The organism is Actinocrispum sp. NPDC049592, assembly GCF_040675465.1.
Classification (GTDB): domain Bacteria; phylum Actinomycetota; class Actinomycetes; order Mycobacteriales; family Pseudonocardiaceae; genus Kibdelosporangium.
In genome coordinates, this window is the sequence record NZ_JBFAPA010000015.1 from 75,972 (window position 1) to 93,126 (window position 17,155).

The 17,155-nt window shown below is 68.7% G+C and carries 15 protein-coding genes; 6 read left to right on the top strand and 9 right to left on the bottom strand.

Translation table 11 applies throughout. The annotated features are described in order from the left end of the window. Position 1 precedes the first annotated feature (1 nt). Positions 2-1,546: an alpha/beta hydrolase gene (locus AB0J95_RS32400; protein ID WP_364766381.1), complete on the bottom strand. Its 1,545-nt coding sequence runs from the start codon at positions 1,544-1,546 to the stop codon at positions 2-4. Positions 1,547-1,662: 116 nt separating this feature from the next. On the opposite strand from AB0J95_RS32400, the gene AB0J95_RS32405 reads away from it, so the two are divergent. Next, on the top strand, positions 1,663-2,577 hold the full coding sequence (locus tag AB0J95_RS32405) for a DMT family transporter (protein ID WP_364766384.1): 915 nt from the start codon (positions 1,663-1,665) through the stop codon (positions 2,575-2,577). Here the strand turns inward: AB0J95_RS32405 and AB0J95_RS32410 are convergent. The 5 genes from AB0J95_RS32410 to AB0J95_RS32430 all read right to left on the bottom strand — a co-directional run bounded on the left by AB0J95_RS32410 (position 2,567) and on the right by AB0J95_RS32430 (position 8,515). Beyond that, the gene (locus AB0J95_RS32410; RefSeq protein WP_364766387.1) at positions 2,567-3,559 is read right to left on the bottom strand and encodes an LLM class flavin-dependent oxidoreductase; all 993 of its coding nucleotides are present in this window, start codon (positions 3,557-3,559) and stop codon (positions 2,567-2,569) included. The genes AB0J95_RS32405 and AB0J95_RS32410 overlap by 11 nt on opposite strands. A 647-nt stretch (positions 3,560-4,206) precedes the next feature. Next, positions 4,207-5,388 (bottom strand): DUF222 domain-containing protein, encoded by a 1,182-nt coding sequence (locus AB0J95_RS32415; RefSeq protein ID WP_364766390.1) that lies wholly within the window; start codon positions 5,386-5,388, stop codon positions 4,207-4,209. 393 nt (positions 5,389-5,781) lie between these two features. Then, positions 5,782-6,606: an NAD(P)H-binding protein gene (locus AB0J95_RS32420; protein ID WP_364766393.1), complete on the bottom strand. Its 825-nt coding sequence runs from the start codon at positions 6,604-6,606 to the stop codon at positions 5,782-5,784. 64 nt (positions 6,607-6,670) lie between these two features. Further along, complete coding sequence (locus AB0J95_RS32425; RefSeq protein ID WP_364766396.1) at positions 6,671-7,756, bottom strand: ATP-dependent DNA ligase; 1,086 nt, start codon at positions 7,754-7,756, stop codon at positions 6,671-6,673. 6 nt (positions 7,757-7,762) lie between these two features. Then, complete coding sequence (locus AB0J95_RS32430) at positions 7,763-8,515, bottom strand: pyrimidine reductase family protein (RefSeq protein WP_364766996.1); 753 nt, start codon at positions 8,513-8,515, stop codon at positions 7,763-7,765. Positions 8,516-8,530: 15 nt separating this feature from the next. Between AB0J95_RS32430 and zapE the strand changes: the two genes are divergently transcribed. Both zapE and AB0J95_RS32440 read left to right on the top strand, forming a co-directional pair. Continuing rightward, positions 8,531-9,535: a cell division protein ZapE gene (gene zapE / locus AB0J95_RS32435; RefSeq protein ID WP_364766399.1), complete on the top strand. Its 1,005-nt coding sequence runs from the start codon at positions 8,531-8,533 to the stop codon at positions 9,533-9,535. 459 nt (positions 9,536-9,994) lie between these two features. Beyond that, positions 9,995-10,921 carry an ABC transporter substrate-binding protein gene (locus tag AB0J95_RS32440; protein ID WP_364766402.1) on the top strand — a complete coding sequence of 309 codons (927 nt, stop codon included), beginning with the start codon at positions 9,995-9,997 and terminating at the stop codon, positions 10,919-10,921. A 170-nt stretch (positions 10,922-11,091) separates the two neighbouring features. On the opposite strand, the gene AB0J95_RS32445 is transcribed toward AB0J95_RS32440, so the two are convergent. Both AB0J95_RS32445 and AB0J95_RS32450 read right to left on the bottom strand, forming a co-directional pair. Next, entirely contained in the window at positions 11,092-11,310 is a 219-nt protein-coding gene (locus tag AB0J95_RS32445; protein ID WP_364766405.1) for a hypothetical protein, read from the bottom strand. A 65-nt stretch (positions 11,311-11,375) separates the two neighbouring features. After that, positions 11,376-12,032 (bottom strand): phosphatidic acid phosphatase, encoded by a 657-nt coding sequence (locus tag AB0J95_RS32450; protein ID WP_364766408.1) that lies wholly within the window; start codon positions 12,030-12,032, stop codon positions 11,376-11,378. Between the two features lie 65 nt (positions 12,033-12,097). Between AB0J95_RS32450 and AB0J95_RS32455 the strand changes: the two genes are divergently transcribed. From AB0J95_RS32455 to AB0J95_RS32465, 3 genes are read left to right on the top strand one after another with little or no spacing between them, the layout of a single operon-like run. Beyond that, positions 12,098-13,708: an ATP-binding cassette domain-containing protein gene (locus AB0J95_RS32455; protein WP_364766410.1), complete on the top strand. Its 1,611-nt coding sequence runs from the start codon at positions 12,098-12,100 to the stop codon at positions 13,706-13,708. Positions 13,709-13,736: 28 nt separating this feature from the next. Continuing rightward, a complete protein-coding gene (locus AB0J95_RS32460; RefSeq protein WP_364766412.1) occupies positions 13,737-15,257 on the top strand; it encodes an NAD(P)/FAD-dependent oxidoreductase in 1,521 nt (506 codons plus the stop codon). 30 nt (positions 15,258-15,287) lie between these two features. Continuing rightward, complete coding sequence (locus AB0J95_RS32465; RefSeq protein ID WP_364766414.1) at positions 15,288-15,959, top strand: ceramidase domain-containing protein; 672 nt, start codon at positions 15,288-15,290, stop codon at positions 15,957-15,959. Here the strand turns inward: AB0J95_RS32465 and rocD are convergent. After that, a complete protein-coding gene (gene rocD, locus AB0J95_RS32470; protein WP_364766417.1) occupies positions 15,922-17,145 on the bottom strand; it encodes an ornithine--oxo-acid transaminase in 1,224 nt (407 codons plus the stop codon). The two genes, AB0J95_RS32465 and rocD, sit on opposite strands and share 38 nt — an antisense overlap. Between the last annotated feature and the right edge of the window lie 10 nt (positions 17,146-17,155).

Here is a 17,155-nt window from a genome sequence, read left to right on the forward strand (position 1 = left end):
CTCAGGGCGGGCACGCGGTGCCCGCGGCGGGCACCTTGCCGTCGAACAGGAACCCCTTCACCGCGTCACTGGCGCACGGGGAGGACTCCAGCGCGCCGTGCCCGGCCCCTTGCCAGGAGATCAGCACCGAGCTGGGCAGCTGCTGCGCGGCGCGTTCGGTGCCGGGCTGCGGGGTGACCGGGTCGCTGGCGGTGCTGATCACCACGATCGGCGGCAGGTCCCGGCCGTTGACCGAGATCGGCGGCTGGGCCGCGACCGACCAGGCGCTGCACAGCACCAGGTTCTCCGCCATCACGCCGCCGAACAGCGGGTAGCGGGTGCGCCAGTCCTTCGCGGTGGAGTTCAGCCGTTCCAGGGCCAGCCGGGTCTTGGTGTCGTTGCACTCGGTCACCAGGCCGATGTCCAGCATCGGCGGCTGCTCCCGGGTGTCGGCGATCAGCTGCCTGGTCTGGTTGAGCAGGGCGTCGCCGTTGCCCGCCTTGGCCGCGGCGATCTGGTCGGCCAGCGCCGGCCAGGACGCCCGGTCGGCCAGGCCGAGCAGCACGCCACGGGCAGCGGTCCCGGCGGTCAGGCCACCGGCCACCGACTCGGTGGTGCGCAGCTGGCTGAGCAGGTCGGCGAACGCCTGCTTGGGGTCCGGGCCGAGGCTGCACCTGCGCAGCACGCAGTCCTTGGCGAACTCCGCGAAGGCCGCCTCCGCGCCCGCGGCCATGCCCTCCTGGGTGACCAGGGTGTCCTCGCTGGGGTCGGGCAGGCCGTCGAACACCATGCGGCCCACGTGCGTGGGGAACCGGTCGCCGTAGACGCCGAGCACCCGTGAGCCCTCGCCGAACCCGATCGCGTTGAGCCGTTGCAGCCCAAGGGCTTCGCGCACCTTGTCCAGGTCGGCGGTGGTCCGCCAGGTGTCCATCGCGTACAGCCGGTTCTCCAGCGCGACGACACACTGCTGACCGGCCTTGCGGACGGTGTCGAGCAGGTCCTCCATGTCCGGCGCGGCCGGATCGGTGTTCACGATCTCGTCGCGGATGTCCGGCTGGATGCACCGGACCGGGTCCGAACCGCCGGAGCCGCGCCGGTCCACGCCGATGATCGCGAACTTGGCCAGGAACTCGGGCGAGAGCCGGGACGCCAGCTGCGCGGCCTTGACCGTGCCCGGCTCGCCCTGGATGTCGCTCACCACGACCAGCGGCGTGCGGCCCACGCCCGCCTTGAGGACGGTCAGGCGCATCGGCCCGCGGCCGGGCAGGCTCGGCGAGTCGAGCGTGCTGGTCACCCGCGAGCACTGCACGGCCAGGCCGGGGGAGACGCCGTTGACCTGCAGGCGCGCGGTCATCACGTCGTCGCAGGCGGCCCAGGCGATGGTCGACTTGCCCGGTTCCTCCAGCGGGGGCACCGGAACGGGCGGCGCGCTGGCGTTCGGCGGTGACTGGGGCTGCACGGGACCGTCGTTGACCACGATCGCGGGGCGGTCCGACGGGCCCGCCGTGCAGGCTGTGAGGGCTGCCGCCGCGATCAGCAAAGTACCCAGACGCGAAGCGGTGCCCATGCGCCGAAGGGTGTCACGGTGCAGGTGAGACTCTCGTGAGGGGTCGACTGGCACGCCCGTCCCAGATCCTGGAATCGATATGACTTCGGGTGCCCTTGTCTTGCACCATCCACGGCATGGCCACCATGCACGTCGACCGGACCGGATCCGGTCGGTTCCCGCGGTTCAGCCTGGTCGCGCTCGCCGGCCGGACGCTGGGCGCGATCCCGCCGCCCGCGCAGGTGCTGGTGGGCATCGTCAGCGTGCAGATCGGCGCCGCCGTGGCGAAGCAGCTGTTCGGCGCGGTCGGCAGCACGGGAACGGTGGCGTTGCGCCTGTTCTTCGCGGCGGCGGTGTTGTTGCTGATCTGGCGGCCGTCGCTGCGGATGAGCCGGCGCGCGTGGGCGGTCGCGGCCGGGTACGGCGTGGTCCTCGGCGTGATGAACCTGTGCTTCTACCTGGCGTTGGCGCGGATCCCGCTCGGGGTGGCGGTGACCATCGAGTTCCTGGGGCCGTTGGCGGTCGCTTTGGCGGGCTCGCGGCGGTGGCTGGACGGGCTGTGGGCGTTGCTCGCGGGCGGCGGTGTGGTGCTGCTCACCGAGAGCCGGGGTGAGCTGCATCTCGCCGGGATCCTGTTCGCCTTGGCCGCGGCGGTGTGCTGGGGGCTGTACATCCTGCTGGGCGCGGCGCTCGGGCGGCAGAGCTCCGAGGGCGGCGGGCTGGCGATCGGGATGGTGGTGGCCGCGATGGTCGCCATGCCGGTCGGCGTGGTGGAGAGCGGGATGTCGTTGCTGGACCCCGCGATCCTCGTCCTGGGACTGCTGGTCGCGTTGCTGTCCTCGGTGATCCCGTACTCGCTGGAGCTGGAGGCGTTGCGGCGCATACCACCGCGGGTCTTCGGCATCCTGATGAGCCTCGAACCCGCGGTGGCCGCCTTGGTGGGTCTCGTTGTGCTGTCGGAGAGTCTGCAGTGGACCCAGTGGCTCGCGGTGATCTGCGTGGTGTCCGCCTCGGTGGGCGCGACCCGTTCGGCGCGTCCCTCTAGTCCTTGAGGGCCGCGATCAGCTCGTAGGAGTGCTTGCGGGCCTCGGGGTCGTGCACCATCGTGGTGATCATCAGCTCGTCGGCCTCGGTCTCGGCGAGGAGTTTCTCGATGCCGCGCTCGACGGTCTCGGGGGCGCCGATGATCTGCGTGGCGAGCCGGTCCTCGATGAACTGCTTCTCCAGCGCGGAGTACGGGTAGGCTGCGGCCTCCTCGGGGGTGGGCACAAGTCCGGGACGCCCGGACCGCAGGCGCAGGAACGACAACGCGCCCGACCCCGCCAGGAACCTTGCGTGCTCATCCGTGTCCGCGGCCAGCACGGCTGCCGCCACCATCGCGTAGGGCTGCTGCAGTTCGGCTGAGGGCCGGAAGTTCTCGCGGTAAAGCCGCAACGCGGGCAACGTGTTCTGCGCGCTGAAGTGGTGCGCGAACGCGAACGGCAGCCCGAGCAGCCCCGCCAGCTGAGCGCTGTACCCACTCGAACCGAGCAGCCACACCGGCGGCCGGTTCCCCTCAGCGGGCACGGCACGGATCCCCGCCCGTTCGTTGGGGGTGAAGTACCCCACCAACTCACTCAACTGCTCGGGAAAGTCATCCGCGGAAAGCGGAGCGGGAGACCGCCGCAACGCATGCGCGGTATGCGGATCAGTCCCCGGCGCCCGCCCCAGCCCCAGATCGATTCGCCCAGGGTGCAACGCCTCCAGCATCCCGAACTGCTCGGCCACGACAAGAGGAGCATGGTTGGGCAACATCACCCCACCGGACCCCACCCGGATGCGCTCGGTGACGGAAGCGATATGCGCGATCAACACCGCCGGAGCCGAACTGGCCACTCCCGGCATGTTGTGGTGCTCCGCCACCCAGAACCGCGAAAACCCAAGCCCCTCAACAAACCTCGCCAACTCCAACGTCCCGCGCAACGCCTCCCCAGACGAACCCCCCTCCGGCACAGTAGCAAGATCAAGAACAGAAAACGGCACACCGATACCCATGTGATGCCAAACCGGCGACACACTCCGCTTTATTCCCGCCTGGCCGAAAGGGCCCCTGACCTGGGCCTTGGACCGCTGCTGCTGGGGCAGAGGTGGCTTCGTGGGCTGAGGACGGTTCGGCTCGGTGTTTGGAGGGGCGCCGGGCCTGAGGGTTCGCGAGGGGAGGGATGCGGTTTGGCTGGGACTCAGCGGGTGGAGGGATGGGCGCTGGGTTCTGAGGGTTTGGGAGGGGGATGCGGTTTGGCTCGGGCTCAGCCGGTGACGGGATGGGCGGCCTGGCTTGGGTCCATAGGGATGGGATGGGTGCGGCTGGGCTCGGGTCCCTCCGGGGGCGGGGATGGGGGAAGTCCGGCTCGGGTTTATGGGATCCCGTGGGGTGGGGCGGTTCAGGCTGGGGCTGTTCGATGGGTGCGAGGGCGGTGCCTTGATCCGGGAACGCAAGGCACCCGGTGGGGTGGGCGGTTCGACCGGGGTCTTTGGGTCGTGGGGGCTGGGGCGCGGGCTTGAGGGTCGAGCCCGGTCACCTGTTGGCTCTGGACCTGCCGCACGGGCGAGTTTAAGGCCGCCGCCACCAATGTAAATCCGAACCGCGCTCTATGCCTGCTACGGGCACACCTTGAGCCCCAGGGATGGCGAGGTCCCTGGGGTCAGGCGGCGGTGGGGACGGGTCTTCGGGCGGAGTTGGTTCTGGGGCGGCGATGCGGGTCGATGTACGCGGGCGGGATGAACTGCGGGATGCGCTGGAGCATCTGGATGGTCCAGTCGCTGCGGTGCACTAGCCGGTGGTGGTGTGGGCAGAGCAGGACGAGGTTGTCGATTTTGGTGGGGCCGTGGTTGCGCCAGTGGATGATGTGGTGGCCGTCGCAGGCGCTGGCGGGCGCACTGCAGCTGGGGAAGGCGCAGCCACCATCCCGGAGGATCAAGGCGCGGCGGATGTGGGCGGGGACGGTGTAGGAGCTGACGCCGATGTCGAGGGGTTCGGACTTGCTGCCCAGCACGGCGGGGAACACGTGGCTGTCGCAGGCGATGCGGCGGGCTTCCCGTGCGGTGAGGTAGGTGTCCGGGCCGACGAGGATGCGGTCGTCGAGGTCTTTGAGCAGATCGTCGTAGGAGATGGTGATGGCGACCGGCGTGCGCAGACCGTTCTTGGTGGGCTTGGCGGGGCATTGGGCGGCCATGCGCAGGGTTTCCACGAACGCATCAGCGGTGCGTTCGGCCTGACTGCGGTCGTCGGCACGGTCGGTGGGGCGCTGCTCACCCTTCTTGATCACCGGGTGCAGCAGATGGGCATCCTCAGCAGGCAGGTGGCCACGGAAGTCAAGGCCGCCATCCCGACGAGCGCGAATGTGCAGCATCCGGTCGGGCTGCTTGGGTTCCGGATCGGGTGGAGGCGGACCGTCGGGATCGACGATGTTGCGCACTCGGGTGCCGAAGCGGGCCAAGGCATTCGGGTCGTCCTCGGCGGCTTGGGCGACCATGGTGGACTCAGCCAGAGCGAGCTTCTCGGGCTCCAGATCGGGCAGGTCCTTGAGAGTCTTTCGGATGACGTCCACGGCTTCGGAGCCGATGTCTCCGGCAGCCATGGCAGCGGAGACAACCGGGAGAGTGGGCTCGATGATGGAGCCGGTGGGGGTGATGCTGGGGAACAGCGCTTCGGCCTGCGCGAGGCGGAGTTTGGCTTCCTTGGGCGAGATCCGCAGCGCGTGCACCAGGAGCGCGGCTGGGTTGGAGTAGCCGAGTTCGGTGGCGAGGCCTTGGTTGTTCAGAAAGGCCACCAGCTCGAGCTGTCCGTGGTGGATCCGCCGAGCCTGGGTCTCAGACGCTTGCAAGGCAGCGACTACCTCTTCTTTTGTTTTACCCCAATGATTTCCACTGCCTTGCATAGCTCCATACTACCGGGCACAACCCGCGATTTCAGTGCCATGCAAGGCCATTACCGATGTGGGTGACCCATGAACGCGAAGCGCAACAGACCTCGCCTTCGCGCCCTGTCCCTCCGGTATGGCCTGGCGCTTGCGCAATCGCATCTGTCAAGTGGGGCCCCAAAACCCAAGCAACAACGCTGGAAACCGGGGCCCCACTTGACAGATGTGATTCCCTTGGGCAGGTCATACCGGAGGGCGAGGGCACGGCCCTGAACCCCCTCTGGGTGGCGCTGCCCGTCCGGCGAGGACAAGCCCCACCTAAAGGCAACGCATCGCCAAGGAAGCCCCACCTAGAAGCTACGAAGTCATGAAGGCCGACCGATGCTCCGCGGCCCACAAAGAAAAAGACCGAGCAGGCACCCCAGTCACATCCTCAACTGTCGTAGTGATCACAGGCACGGAGCCAACCATAGAGGCATACCCCGCAAGCAAAGGCTCAACGAACTCACGAGGAAAGCCGGGATCCGCAAGAAAGTGAGCACGAGCGGCCGCGTCGTCCAGCTCCTCCCAACGCAAAGGCCGCCCAAGAGCCGCACCAATAATCCGAACTTGGTCCACTTGAGACAGTGCCTCAGGCCCCGTCAACGCATACGTCTTGCCATGATGGGTGTCCTCCACGAGGGCTCGGACGGCGACGGAGGCGATGTCAGCCTCGTGCAGCAGAGCCATGCGAACACAACCGTACGGCCCGCGAACGACATCACCACCCCGGATCTGCGGCGCCCACCAAAGGGTATTGGCGGCAAAGGTGCTCGGACGGAGATGCGTCCACTCCAGACCCGACTCCTCGAGAGCCGACTCGACAGCGCGATGAAGCACCCCGATGGGGTTGTCAGGATCGGCAGCCGCACCCGAAGACAGGAAGACGACCCGCCGAACCCGCCGCCGGAGAGCAGCCACTACAGCAACAGCCAACTCATCGGAATGGAAGGGCCACATCAGGAACACCGACGACACGCCATCCAGAGCGCAGGAGATGTCCTCAAGACCACCAGCACAAGCCTCCACCGAAGAAGGCAAAGCCCCGGGAGTACGACTCAAAGCCCGCACAGGCCCATGGGACAGCAACTGCGACACGACATGCCGACCGACATTCCCGGTCGCACCAGTAACAAGAAACATGCCCCAAAGATGGCGCAGCGGCCAGCGGAAACCGGCACGGAAAGCCGCAAGATGACGGAAACCGTCACCGGCTCCGGACTTCGCCCTTCAAAACGGCATCGAGGTCATACCGCGCGGGCTCCTCCAGCTGCTCGTACCCGCACGACGAAGGCTCCCGGTCCGGCCGCCACCGAATGAACTGAGCGGTGTGCCGGAACCGCGACGGATACCCACCTTCGGTGTGCTCGTAGGCGACCTCAACGACCAACTCGCGCCGAAGCGGCACCCAAGCAGCCTGCGCACTCCGCCACCGGTTGATCTCCCCAGGAACCCTTGTCCCCGGGGCAATCTCGCCCACCCAAGGGTGGTCCACGGAGCCATCGGCCATCAGCGGCTCCAGCTCGACCGCCAGCTCCCGCCGCCGCTCGGCGGGAAAGGACCCGACGACGCCCACGCTGTGCAGCGTCCCCTTGTCGTCATACAGCCCCAGCAGCAAAGAACCGACCGAAGTCCCAGGCTCGGTGTCCTTGTACCACCGCAACCCCGCCACGACACAGTCCGCGGTCCGGGAGTGCTTGAACTTCAACATGGTCCGCTTGTCCGGCGTGTACGGCCCCTGCGCAGGCTTACCGATCACGCCATCCAGCCCAGCACCCTCGAACAGCGTGAACCATTGCCGCGCCAAAGCAGCATCCTGCGTCGCGGGAGTCAGGCTGACCGCGTCGGTGTCCGAGACGAGGTCGACCAGCATCTGCCGCCGCGAGATCCCGGGTGTCTCCAGAACCTCACCAGAAGGCAGCTGCAGCACGTCGAACGCCACGAAAGTCGCGGGGGTCTGCTCCGCCAACAGGTTCACCCGGCTCGCCGCCGGGTGGATGCGCTCGGACAGCGCGTCGAAGTTCAGCGCGCCGTTCACCCCCACGACCAGCTCGCCGTCGAGCACCACCCCGTCCGGCAGCCCCGCGGTCAGGCGGGCCACCACCTCCGGGAAGTACCGGTTCAACGGCTTGGACGACCTCGACTGCAGGGTCACCTCGTCGCCCGACCGGAACACGAGGCAGCGGAACCCGTCCCACTTCGGTTCGAAGATCAGGTCGGCGTCGTCAGGGATGGCGCTGCCGGCCGCTTTGGCCAGCATCGGCTTCACCGGTGGAGTCAGCACGGAAGGCATCCTGCCTCACCGGCGGTAGGTGAGCATCAGGAAGTCGCCATCTCGCAGTGCCGCGTGCAGGTGCATCAGCTGGGGCTCGACCAGGGTGGGCCCGTTCGCGATCCGGCCGGCGTCGCCCGCGGCCAGGAACGGCGACACCGTCAGGCACAGCTGGTTCACCAGGTCCTCGGCGATGAGGCTGCCGAACAACCGGGGGCCGCCCTCGCAGTCGATCCGCCGCAGCCCGCGCCGGTCCAGTTCGGCGAGCGCCGCGGGGAGATCCACGTCCTTCTCGCCGACGACCACCACGTCCGCGCCCGCGTCGGCAAGCGCCTTCCGGTTCTCAGCGGGCGCCGCCTCGGTGGTCAGGATGATCGGCGGCACCTCGGTGTCGGTGAGCAGCGGCGCGTCCGGGGGGACGGAGGCCCGCGCGGTCACCACGGCGATCGGCGGGATCGGGGCGAGCCCCAGCGAGGCGCGCCGGGCCACGCCGGCGGGGGAGAAGCGCGCGCCACGGTACCGCTCGACGAGGGCCGTCGTCGAGCCGACCAGGATCACGTCGGCCAGCACACGTTCCATCCGGAAGATCCGCTTGTCGCCGGGGCTGGACAGGCCCTCGGACTTGCCGCCGACCGTCACCGCGCCGTCCAGGCTGGTCACGAAGTTCACCTGGACCCACGGCCGGGTCAGCTCGTCGGGGTACGCGTACAGCGTCTCCAGGGTCTGGTCGGTGACGTCGTCCTGGTTGGGGTCCGGCCAAAGCGCATGCACGAGAGCAATGAGAACATGCCCGCCATGTCCGCTCCACGCCTGGTAGACCGCCATCCGGAGATCGCCCCCGAGGAGCTGGTCGCCGAGCTGGCGCCGCCGCCGCGGTTCGCCGGGGTCCGGTTCGACACCTACGTGCCCAACCCGGACGAGCCCAGTCAGGCCGCCGCCGTGGCGGCCGGCCGCGAGTTCGCCGCGGGCATCGCGGTGCAGCGGCGCCGCAAGGGCTGGTTCGGCCGCGGAACCCCGGATCCCGCGCCGGGGCTGTACCTGGACGGCGGGTTCGGGGTTGGCAAGACGCACCTGCTGGCGTCGATCTGGCACGCCGCGGCCGGTGTGAAGGCCTACGGGACGTTCGTCGAGATCACTAACTTGGTGGGGGCGCTGGGGTTCGCCCAGGCGGTGCAGCGGCTGTCCGGGCACAGGCTGCTGGCGATCGACGAGTTCGAGCTGGACGACCCGGGCGACACGACCCTGGTGTCGCGGCTGCTGACCGAGCTGAGCGACGCGGGCGTGCACATCGCCACGACCTCGAACACGTTGCCGGACAAGCTCGGCGAGGGCCGGTTCGCCGCGGACGACTTCATCCGCGAGATCCGTTCGCTGGCCGCGCGGTTCACCGTGGTCCGCGTGGACGGCCCGGACTACCGGCACCGCGGCCTGCCCGACGCCCCGGACCCGATGACCGACGAGCAGATCGACGCGCGCGCCGCCACGATCCCCGGCTCGACCGTGGACGACTTCGGCGCGCTGTGCGCCCACCTGGCCGGGCTGCACCCCTCCCGCTACGGGAAACTCGTCGCGGGAGTGCCTGCCGTGCATATCAAGGGGCTCGGCCCGGTGCCCGACCAGGATGTCGCCCTGCGGGTCGTCGCATTGGCCGACCGGCTGTACGACCGCGCGGTACCGGTCTCGGTTTCCGGAGCACCCGTCAGCGCATTGTTCACCGCCGAGATGCTGCGTGGCGGATACCGCAAGAAGTACCTCAGATCGATCAGCAGGCTGACCGCGCTGGCCCGTGACGCCGGTTGAACAGCCACATACCGCCGGTCGAATTACCCACTTTTGATCAGGCACTTGGTCAAGATCGGAGTGTGGCTTTGCTCTCCATTGGGGAACGATCACGATAATTTGTGCTTCTCTGTGTCCGGGTGGTCACGCACCCGGCCGGTCCAGTTGCCCTCTTTTGGCCGGTTCGGGCATGTGGAAAATCACCAACCACAATGGCGCATACCTGTCTACCAGCGAGATCATGTTTCTGTTGCGCCTCATGGTGTTGGTGTGTTACTACATGCGGGCGAGCATGAGTGCGCTGCATGGCCCCAATCGAAGGTAGGTTTCAACCGGTTAGCCTGTCGATTAGGGTCCGACCACCGCGAAGCTCGGCGCGGGTATTCGAGGGGGCTGCAGAAATATGAGGAACGTGCATTGAACCGACCCATGGAAACGGTGCGTGAATCGGTCTTAAGCCGACGTACCCTGCTCGCCGGCATGGGCGCGCTCGCGTTGAGCGCGTGCAGCGGTAAGACCGCGACATCGGCCCCGCCGCCCGTGGAGATCCCGGAGATCCGGCTCGGTGTGCTCCAGGTGACGGATACCGCTCCGCTGTTCGTCGCCCAGCGTGAAGGAATTTTCGAGAAACACGGCCTGCGCCCCAAATTCGTCACCATGGAGCTGACCGGCGACCAGCGGATCGACCTGGAGCACGGCCAGGCCGACGTCACGTTCGACAGCTGGGTCACCATCTTCCTGAACGTCGCCGACGGCGCCGACTGGGTCGTGCTCGGCGAGGCCTACCAGACCGGCCCGCGCTCCACCGGCCTGCTCACCTCGGCGGGCTCGCGCCTGCGCAACGTGAACGACCTGCAGGGCAAGCGCGTCGGCGTGAACAACCTCCGCGGCCTCGGCGTCCTGCTGACCAACAGCACGCTGGCCACCAACGGCATGAAGCCCAGCGACGTCAACTACGTCGAGCTGCCCTTCGACAAGCTCGCCGACGCGGTGAAGAAGGGCGAGGTCAGCGCCGCCTGGATGGTCGAGCCCTACCTGACCCGCGCCCAGCTCGAGCAGGGCTGCACCATCCTCGCCGACACCGCGACGGGCGCCACCTCGGACTTCCCGCAGTCCGGCTACGCCTGTGCGCGCAGCTTCGCCCGCAAGAACCCCGGCACCGTCGCGGCGTTCCAGCGGGTGCTCGGCGAGGCCCAGGCCCGCGCGCTCGACCGGTCCACCATCGAGGGCGTGCTGCCCGACTACGTGTCGGTGAGCCGCAACGTCGCCCAGCTGATGAACCTCGGCACCTACCCGACCACCACCCTGGCGATCCGGCCGCAGCGCGTCGTGGACCTGATGTACCAGCAGCAGTTCCTCAAGCAGCGCATCAACGTCGAGGAGCGCATGGCTGTGGGAACCACCTGAGCCGAGCTGCACGAACGACCCGGGGAAGGGGCCCTGCCGCCGAGCGGCAGGGCCCCTTCCCCTTGTTCAGGGCACGCATGCATCCCGAGCCGCCGACGCACGATGCCGCCCCAGCCCACACCAAAGCGCCCCCCCGGCACGCGCGCCTCAGCGGTCAGAAACGGGATGTATCAGGGTTTGCGGTTGCGGCGGTTGTTGTTCACCAGGGTCCACACCGACACCGGCTGACCCGCCTCGCTCGTCGTCTCCGCCACCCGCCGCGGCGAAGCGGCGCCGGTGGCGGGTTTCTCGGTGGCGCGGGCTCGTTGCCGCGGTGGCTCCTGGGCGGCCGGCTCGCGGCGCGCATTGAGTTCGGCACGAAGCTGGTCGTAGATCGGTGTGTCAGTCACCGTCGCGTCCTTTCCGCCGCCGATTCACTGCAGGATGACAGATTACGCATGGTGCGCAAGTGCGCTCACAGCGCCACCCCGGAAGCTGCGGTTTTACGGGTCCGGCCGCGTTTCGCCGCGACCCGGTCGATGCCGAGCGCCACCACGAGGACGGTTGCCACGGCGAGGCAAGCGCCCCCGACGGTGTCGGTGACGTAGTGGTACTTCATTCCGACCAGCGCCACAGTGCCGATAACTGTTACCAGCACCGCCACCGCGATCACCAGTGCTGACAACCAAATGCGCGAACTGGTCAGCGCGCCGACCACGAACACGGTCAGCACCGCGACCATGCCGGTGGTGTGCCCGCTGGGGAACGCCAGCGATCCGTTGTTGATGGTCCGGTCGATCCACGGCTTGAGCAGGCCGTTCAGCCCCACGGCCAGCAGCGGGCCGACCACCGCGAGCACGGCCAGCCGGGGGCGGTGCCGGGCGACCGACACCATCACGACGAGCCCAAGGACGATGATCAGCAGCACCGGTTCGGTGGGCACCAGCATCGCTTGCAAGACGCCACGCTCACCGACGAACTGCTTGTACACCATCGAGTACACCTGCTGGTCGAACGCGCTGGCCACCCGCTGATCGCTGAACACCACCGCGAGCGTGGTCACGATGAGCGCGCACACGACCGCGACCGTGACCACCGGACGGACCATCCCCGCTGGTACGAGTCGCTGCACACCATCCACTATGCCTGATCTAAATCGTTCGCCGATCACGCCCGGTGTCCGGCACCATCGCTGGAATGGGCTTCCTGGACGCGAGCGGACTCGCGCACACCCTGCCGGACGGGCGCGAACTGTTCCGTGAGGTCGCGTTCCGGGTCGGTGCCGGGGATGTCGTCGCCCTCATCGGCGCCAACGGTGTGGGCAAGAGCACCCTGTTGCGGCAGCTGGTCGACGGCGATGGCGTGCGAGTCGAGGGCGGCCTCGCGGTCATGCCGCAGTTCATCGGATCGGTCCGGGACGACCGCACGGTCCGCGACCTGCTGCTGGCCGCCTCGCCGCCCGCTTTGCGTGCCGCGGCGGCGGAACTGGACGCCGTCGAGCTGCTGATGATGGACGACGACAGCGAACCCGTTCAGATGCGCTACGCGTCCGCTCTGGTGGCCTGGGGCGAGGCGGGCGGGTACGACGCCGAGGTGCTGTGGGACAAGGTCACTGTGGCGGCGCTGGGGGTGCCGTACGACCGTGCCCAGTACCGCGGCGCGGTGACGTTGTCCGGCGGTGAACAGAAGCGGCTCGTGCTGGAGGCGTTGATGCGCGCGCCGGAACAGGTGCTGTTGCTCGACGAGCCGGACAACTACCTCGACGTGCCCGGCAAACGCTGGCTGGAGCAACGGCTGCGCGCCTCGGACAAGGCGATCCTGCTCGTGAGCCACGACCGCGAACTGCTGAGCCAGGCGGCGACCCACGTCGTCACGCTCGAAGGCGGCACGACGTGGACCCACCACGGCAGCTTCGCCACCTGGCACGAAGCCCGCGAGGCCCGCTGGGAACGGTTCGCCGAGCTGCGCCGCCGCTGGGAGGAGAAGCACCAGCAGCTCCGCGAGCTCGTGCACACCCTTCGCCAGCAGGCCGCGATCAGCCCGGACATGGCCTCGCGGTACGCCGCCGCCCAGACCCGGCTGCGGAAGTTCGAGGAGGCCGGCGCCCCGCCGACGCCGCCGAAGGTGGAGAAGCTCAAGCCTCGGCTGCGGGGCGGGCGGACCGGTGTGCGGGCGCTGACGTGTGAGAACCTCGAGCTGACCGGGCTGATGAAGCCGTTCGACCTCGAGGTGTTCTTCGGTGACCGGGTCTGTGTGCTGGGCTCCAACGGTTCCGGCAAGTCCCACTTCCTGCGCCTGCTGAGCGGCGACGAAGTGGCGCACACCGGCTCGGCCCGGCTCGGTGCTCGCGTCGTGCCAGGCCTGTTCGCCCAGACGCACAACCATCCCGAGTGGGTGGGCCGGACGCCCGTGGACATCCTGTGGCACGGCGAAGCCGGCCGTTGCGGTGTGGACCGCGGCACGGCGATGTCCAAGCTGTCCCGCTACGGCCTGGCCGCGGCCGGGGATCAGCCGTTCGAGACCTTGTCCGGTGGGCAGCAGGCGCGGTTCCAGGTGCTGCTGCTGGAGGCGTCCGGGGCCACGATGCTGTTGCTGGACGAGCCGACCGACAACCTCGACCTGGTGTCCATCCAGGCGCTGCAGACCGCGCTCGACCAGTTCACCGGGACGGTGCTCGCGGTGACGCACGACCGGTGGTTCGCGAGCCGCCGGTCGTTCGACCGGTACCTGTTGTTCCGGTCGGACGGCGTGGTGACCGAGGTGGGCGAACCGGTCTGGGACGAGGCCAGGGTGCAACGAGCCCGATAATGTCGGTGCCCTGGGTTACCGTGGTTCGGTGACTTGGGACGCGGTGATCGTCGGTGGCGGGCACAACGGTCTGGTGGCCGCCGCCTATCTCGGCCGGGCCGGGCATTCGGTGCTTCTGCTTGAGCGGCAGGCGGATGTGGGCGGCGCGGCCGTCTCGTTCCGCGCGTTCGACGGGGTGGACGTGCGGCTGTCGCGGTACTCGTACCTGGTGAGCCTGTTGCCGCGCAAGGTGATCGCCGACCTCGGGCTGGCCGTGGACGTCCGGCGGCGGCGGATCTCCTCGTACACCCCGATGGGTGACGATGGGCTGCTCGTGGACACTGGCGACGACGAGCGCACGGCCCGGTCGTTCCGGCGGATCACCGGCGGTGACCGGGATTTCCAGGCGTGGCAACGGTTCTATGCGATGACGACGGACGTCGCCGAGCAGGTGTTCCCGACCCTGACCGAACCGTTGCCCAGCAAGGCGGAGCTGCGCAAGCGGGTCGGCACGGCGTGGGGGCCGCTGTTCGAGGAGCCGTTGAGCGCGGCGATCGAGGGGACGTTCGCCGACGACCTCGTCCGGGGCGTGGTGCTGACCGACGGGCTGATCGGGACGTTCGCGCCGGCCGACGATCCCCGGCTTCGGCAGAACAAGTGCTTTCTCTACCACGTGATCGGCAACGAGACCGGCGACTGGGATGTCCCAGTCGGTGGGATGGGCGTGGTGACCGGCGAGCTCGCCCGCGCGGCAAGGGCGGCGGGCGCGACGATCGTCACCGGCGCCGAGGTCACCGCGATTACGCCGGACGGTGAGGTGACCTACCGGACCGGCGATGGGGAGCACACCGTCCAAGGTGGACATGTGCTGGCCAATGTCTCGCCGTCCACGCTCGCCGCGCTGATGGATGAGACGGTGGACAAGCCGGAAGGCGCGCAGCTCAAGGTGAACATGGTCCTCAAGCGCCTGCCCAAGCTCAAGGACAGCGTCGATCCCAAGGACGCCTTCGCGGGCACCTTCCACGTCAACGAGACCTACGAACAGCTCGCCAAGGCCTACGCGGAGGCAGCCGCGGGTCAGATACCGTCCCTCCCACCATGTGAGATCTACTGCCACTCGCTGACCGATCCGTCGATCCTGGGCGCGGGTGAACGCGGCCTGCACACGCTGACCCTGTTCGGCCTGCACATGCCCGCTCGTCTGTTCAAGGACGGTGTCAGCAAACAAGAGGCACTCAGCAGGACCATCGCGTCGCTGAACAGTGTGCTCGACGAATCCATTGAGGACTGTCTCTGCACGGCGCCGGACGGCAAGCCGTGTATCGAGGCCAAGACCCCGGCCGACCTGGAACGCGAGCTGGGCTTACCGAACGGGCACATCTTCCACCGCGACCTGACCTGGCCGTACGCCGAGACATCCGAGGAGGAGGGCACCTGGGGCGTGGAAACAGCACACGATCGGGTGCTCATCTGTGGTGCCGGGGCCAAACGCGGCGGGGGAGTGAGCGGGATCCCCGGGCACAACGCGGCGATGGCCGTGTTGGGAAAGGCTGCGCTGAGGAGTCGCTGAGACCGGGGTCCACGTGATATCTGGTGTGCCATGGCGGACTACGTCGACAACTACTGCGAGCGGACGGACGGCTCGTTCTGGAGCGAGCCGCTGAACGCGGTCAGCAACGTGTCGTTCCTGATCGCGGGCATCGTGGCGTTGCTGTACATCCGCCGCGTGGCGCGGGCGACGGGCCAGCCCGCCGGTGAGCTGTGGCCGCTGCCGTGGATGATCCTGTTCATCTTCGTGGGCAGCACCCTGTTCCACACCACGGCGACCCGTTGGGGCCTGGCCCTGGACAGCGGGTCGATCGCGATCTACATGGTCTACTTCATCGCCCTGTGGCCCAAGCTGTACTGGGATCTGCCGTGGCGGCGTGCCTGGCTGGGCGCGCCGATCTTCCTGGTGTTCACCGGGCTGGTCAGCGTCACCCTGCGCGGGCTGCCGGGGATGTACCTGTCCGCGTTGATCGGGCTGCTGGTGCTGGCCGGGTTCCTGGTGTTCTCGCAGGACTCCGAGCGGCGGCCGCACTGGAAGTGGTACCTGGCCGCCGCCCTCGTCTTCGCCGTCTCACTGACCGCACGGACGCTGGACGAGCCGTTGTGCGCCGAGATCCCCATTGGGCTGCACTACATCTGGCACACGTTGAACGGCGTCGTCCTCTACCTCGTCACGTACGCGGCGATCATCCGTTGGCGCGAAGTACGTCAGCGAGTGCGCTGACGCCCATGTCGATCTCGTCGCGGGTGATCACCAGCGGCGGCGCGACCCGCAGCGTGGTGTCCTGAGTCTCCTTGCACAGCACGCCACGCTCGGCCAGCGCCTCGGACGCCTGCCGCCCGGTCGGGCCGCCCGGCGCGATCTCGACCCCGGCCCACAGGCCACGGCCGCGCACCTCGGCGACGCCGTCCAGTTCGCGCAACCGGCCGTGCAGGTACGCGCCCAGCTCGCGGGACCGCTCCTGGAACTCGCCGGTGGCCAGCAGCCGGACCACCGCGCGGCCGATCGCGCAGGCCAGCGGGTTCCCGCCGAAGGTCGACCCGTGCTCGCCGGGGCGCAGCACGCCGAGCACGTCCCGGCTGCCGATGACCGCGGACACCGGCATGATCCCGCCGCCCAATGCCTTGCCCAGGGTGTACAGGTCCGCGCGCACGCCCTCGTGGTCGGCCGCGAGCAGGTCGCCGGTGCGGGCCAGGCCGGACTGGATCTCGTCGGCGATGAACAGGACCTGGTTGTCGTCGCAGATCTGACGGATCGCGCGCAGGTAGCCCTCCGGCGGCACGATCACGCCGGCCTCGCCCTGGATCGGCTCGATCAGCACGGCGGCGGTGTTCGGCGTGACGGCGGCGCGGATGGCGTCGGCGTCACCGTACGGGACGACCTTGAAGCCGGGGGTGAACGGGCCGAAGTCGTTGCGCGCCACCGAGTCCGTGGAGAACGAGATGATGGTCGTGGTGCGGCCGTGGAAGTTCGAGCCGGCCACCACGATCTCGGCGGTGCCCTCCGGCACGCCCTTGACCTGGTAGGCCCACTTGCGGGCGACCTTCACCGCGGACTCGACGGCCTCGGCGCCGGAGTTCATCGGCAGCACCATCTCGGTGCCGGTCAGCTCGGCCAGCTCCCGGCAGAACAGGCCCATCTGGTCGTGGTGGAAGGCGCGGCTGGTCAGCGTCACGCGGCCGAGCTGGGCCTGCGCGGCGGCGATCAGGTCCGGGTGGCGGTGCCCGAAGTTCAGCGCGGAGTATCCGGCCAGGAAGTCCAGGTACCGGTTGCCCCGTACGTCGGTGACCCAGGCGCCCTCTGCCTCGGCGATGACCACCGGCAGCGGGTGGTAGTTGTGCGTGCTCCACCGTTCGTCCAGGTCGATGTAGTCACGCGGGGTGGTGGCGGCGTCCGCAGTCACGGTCATAACGATAGGC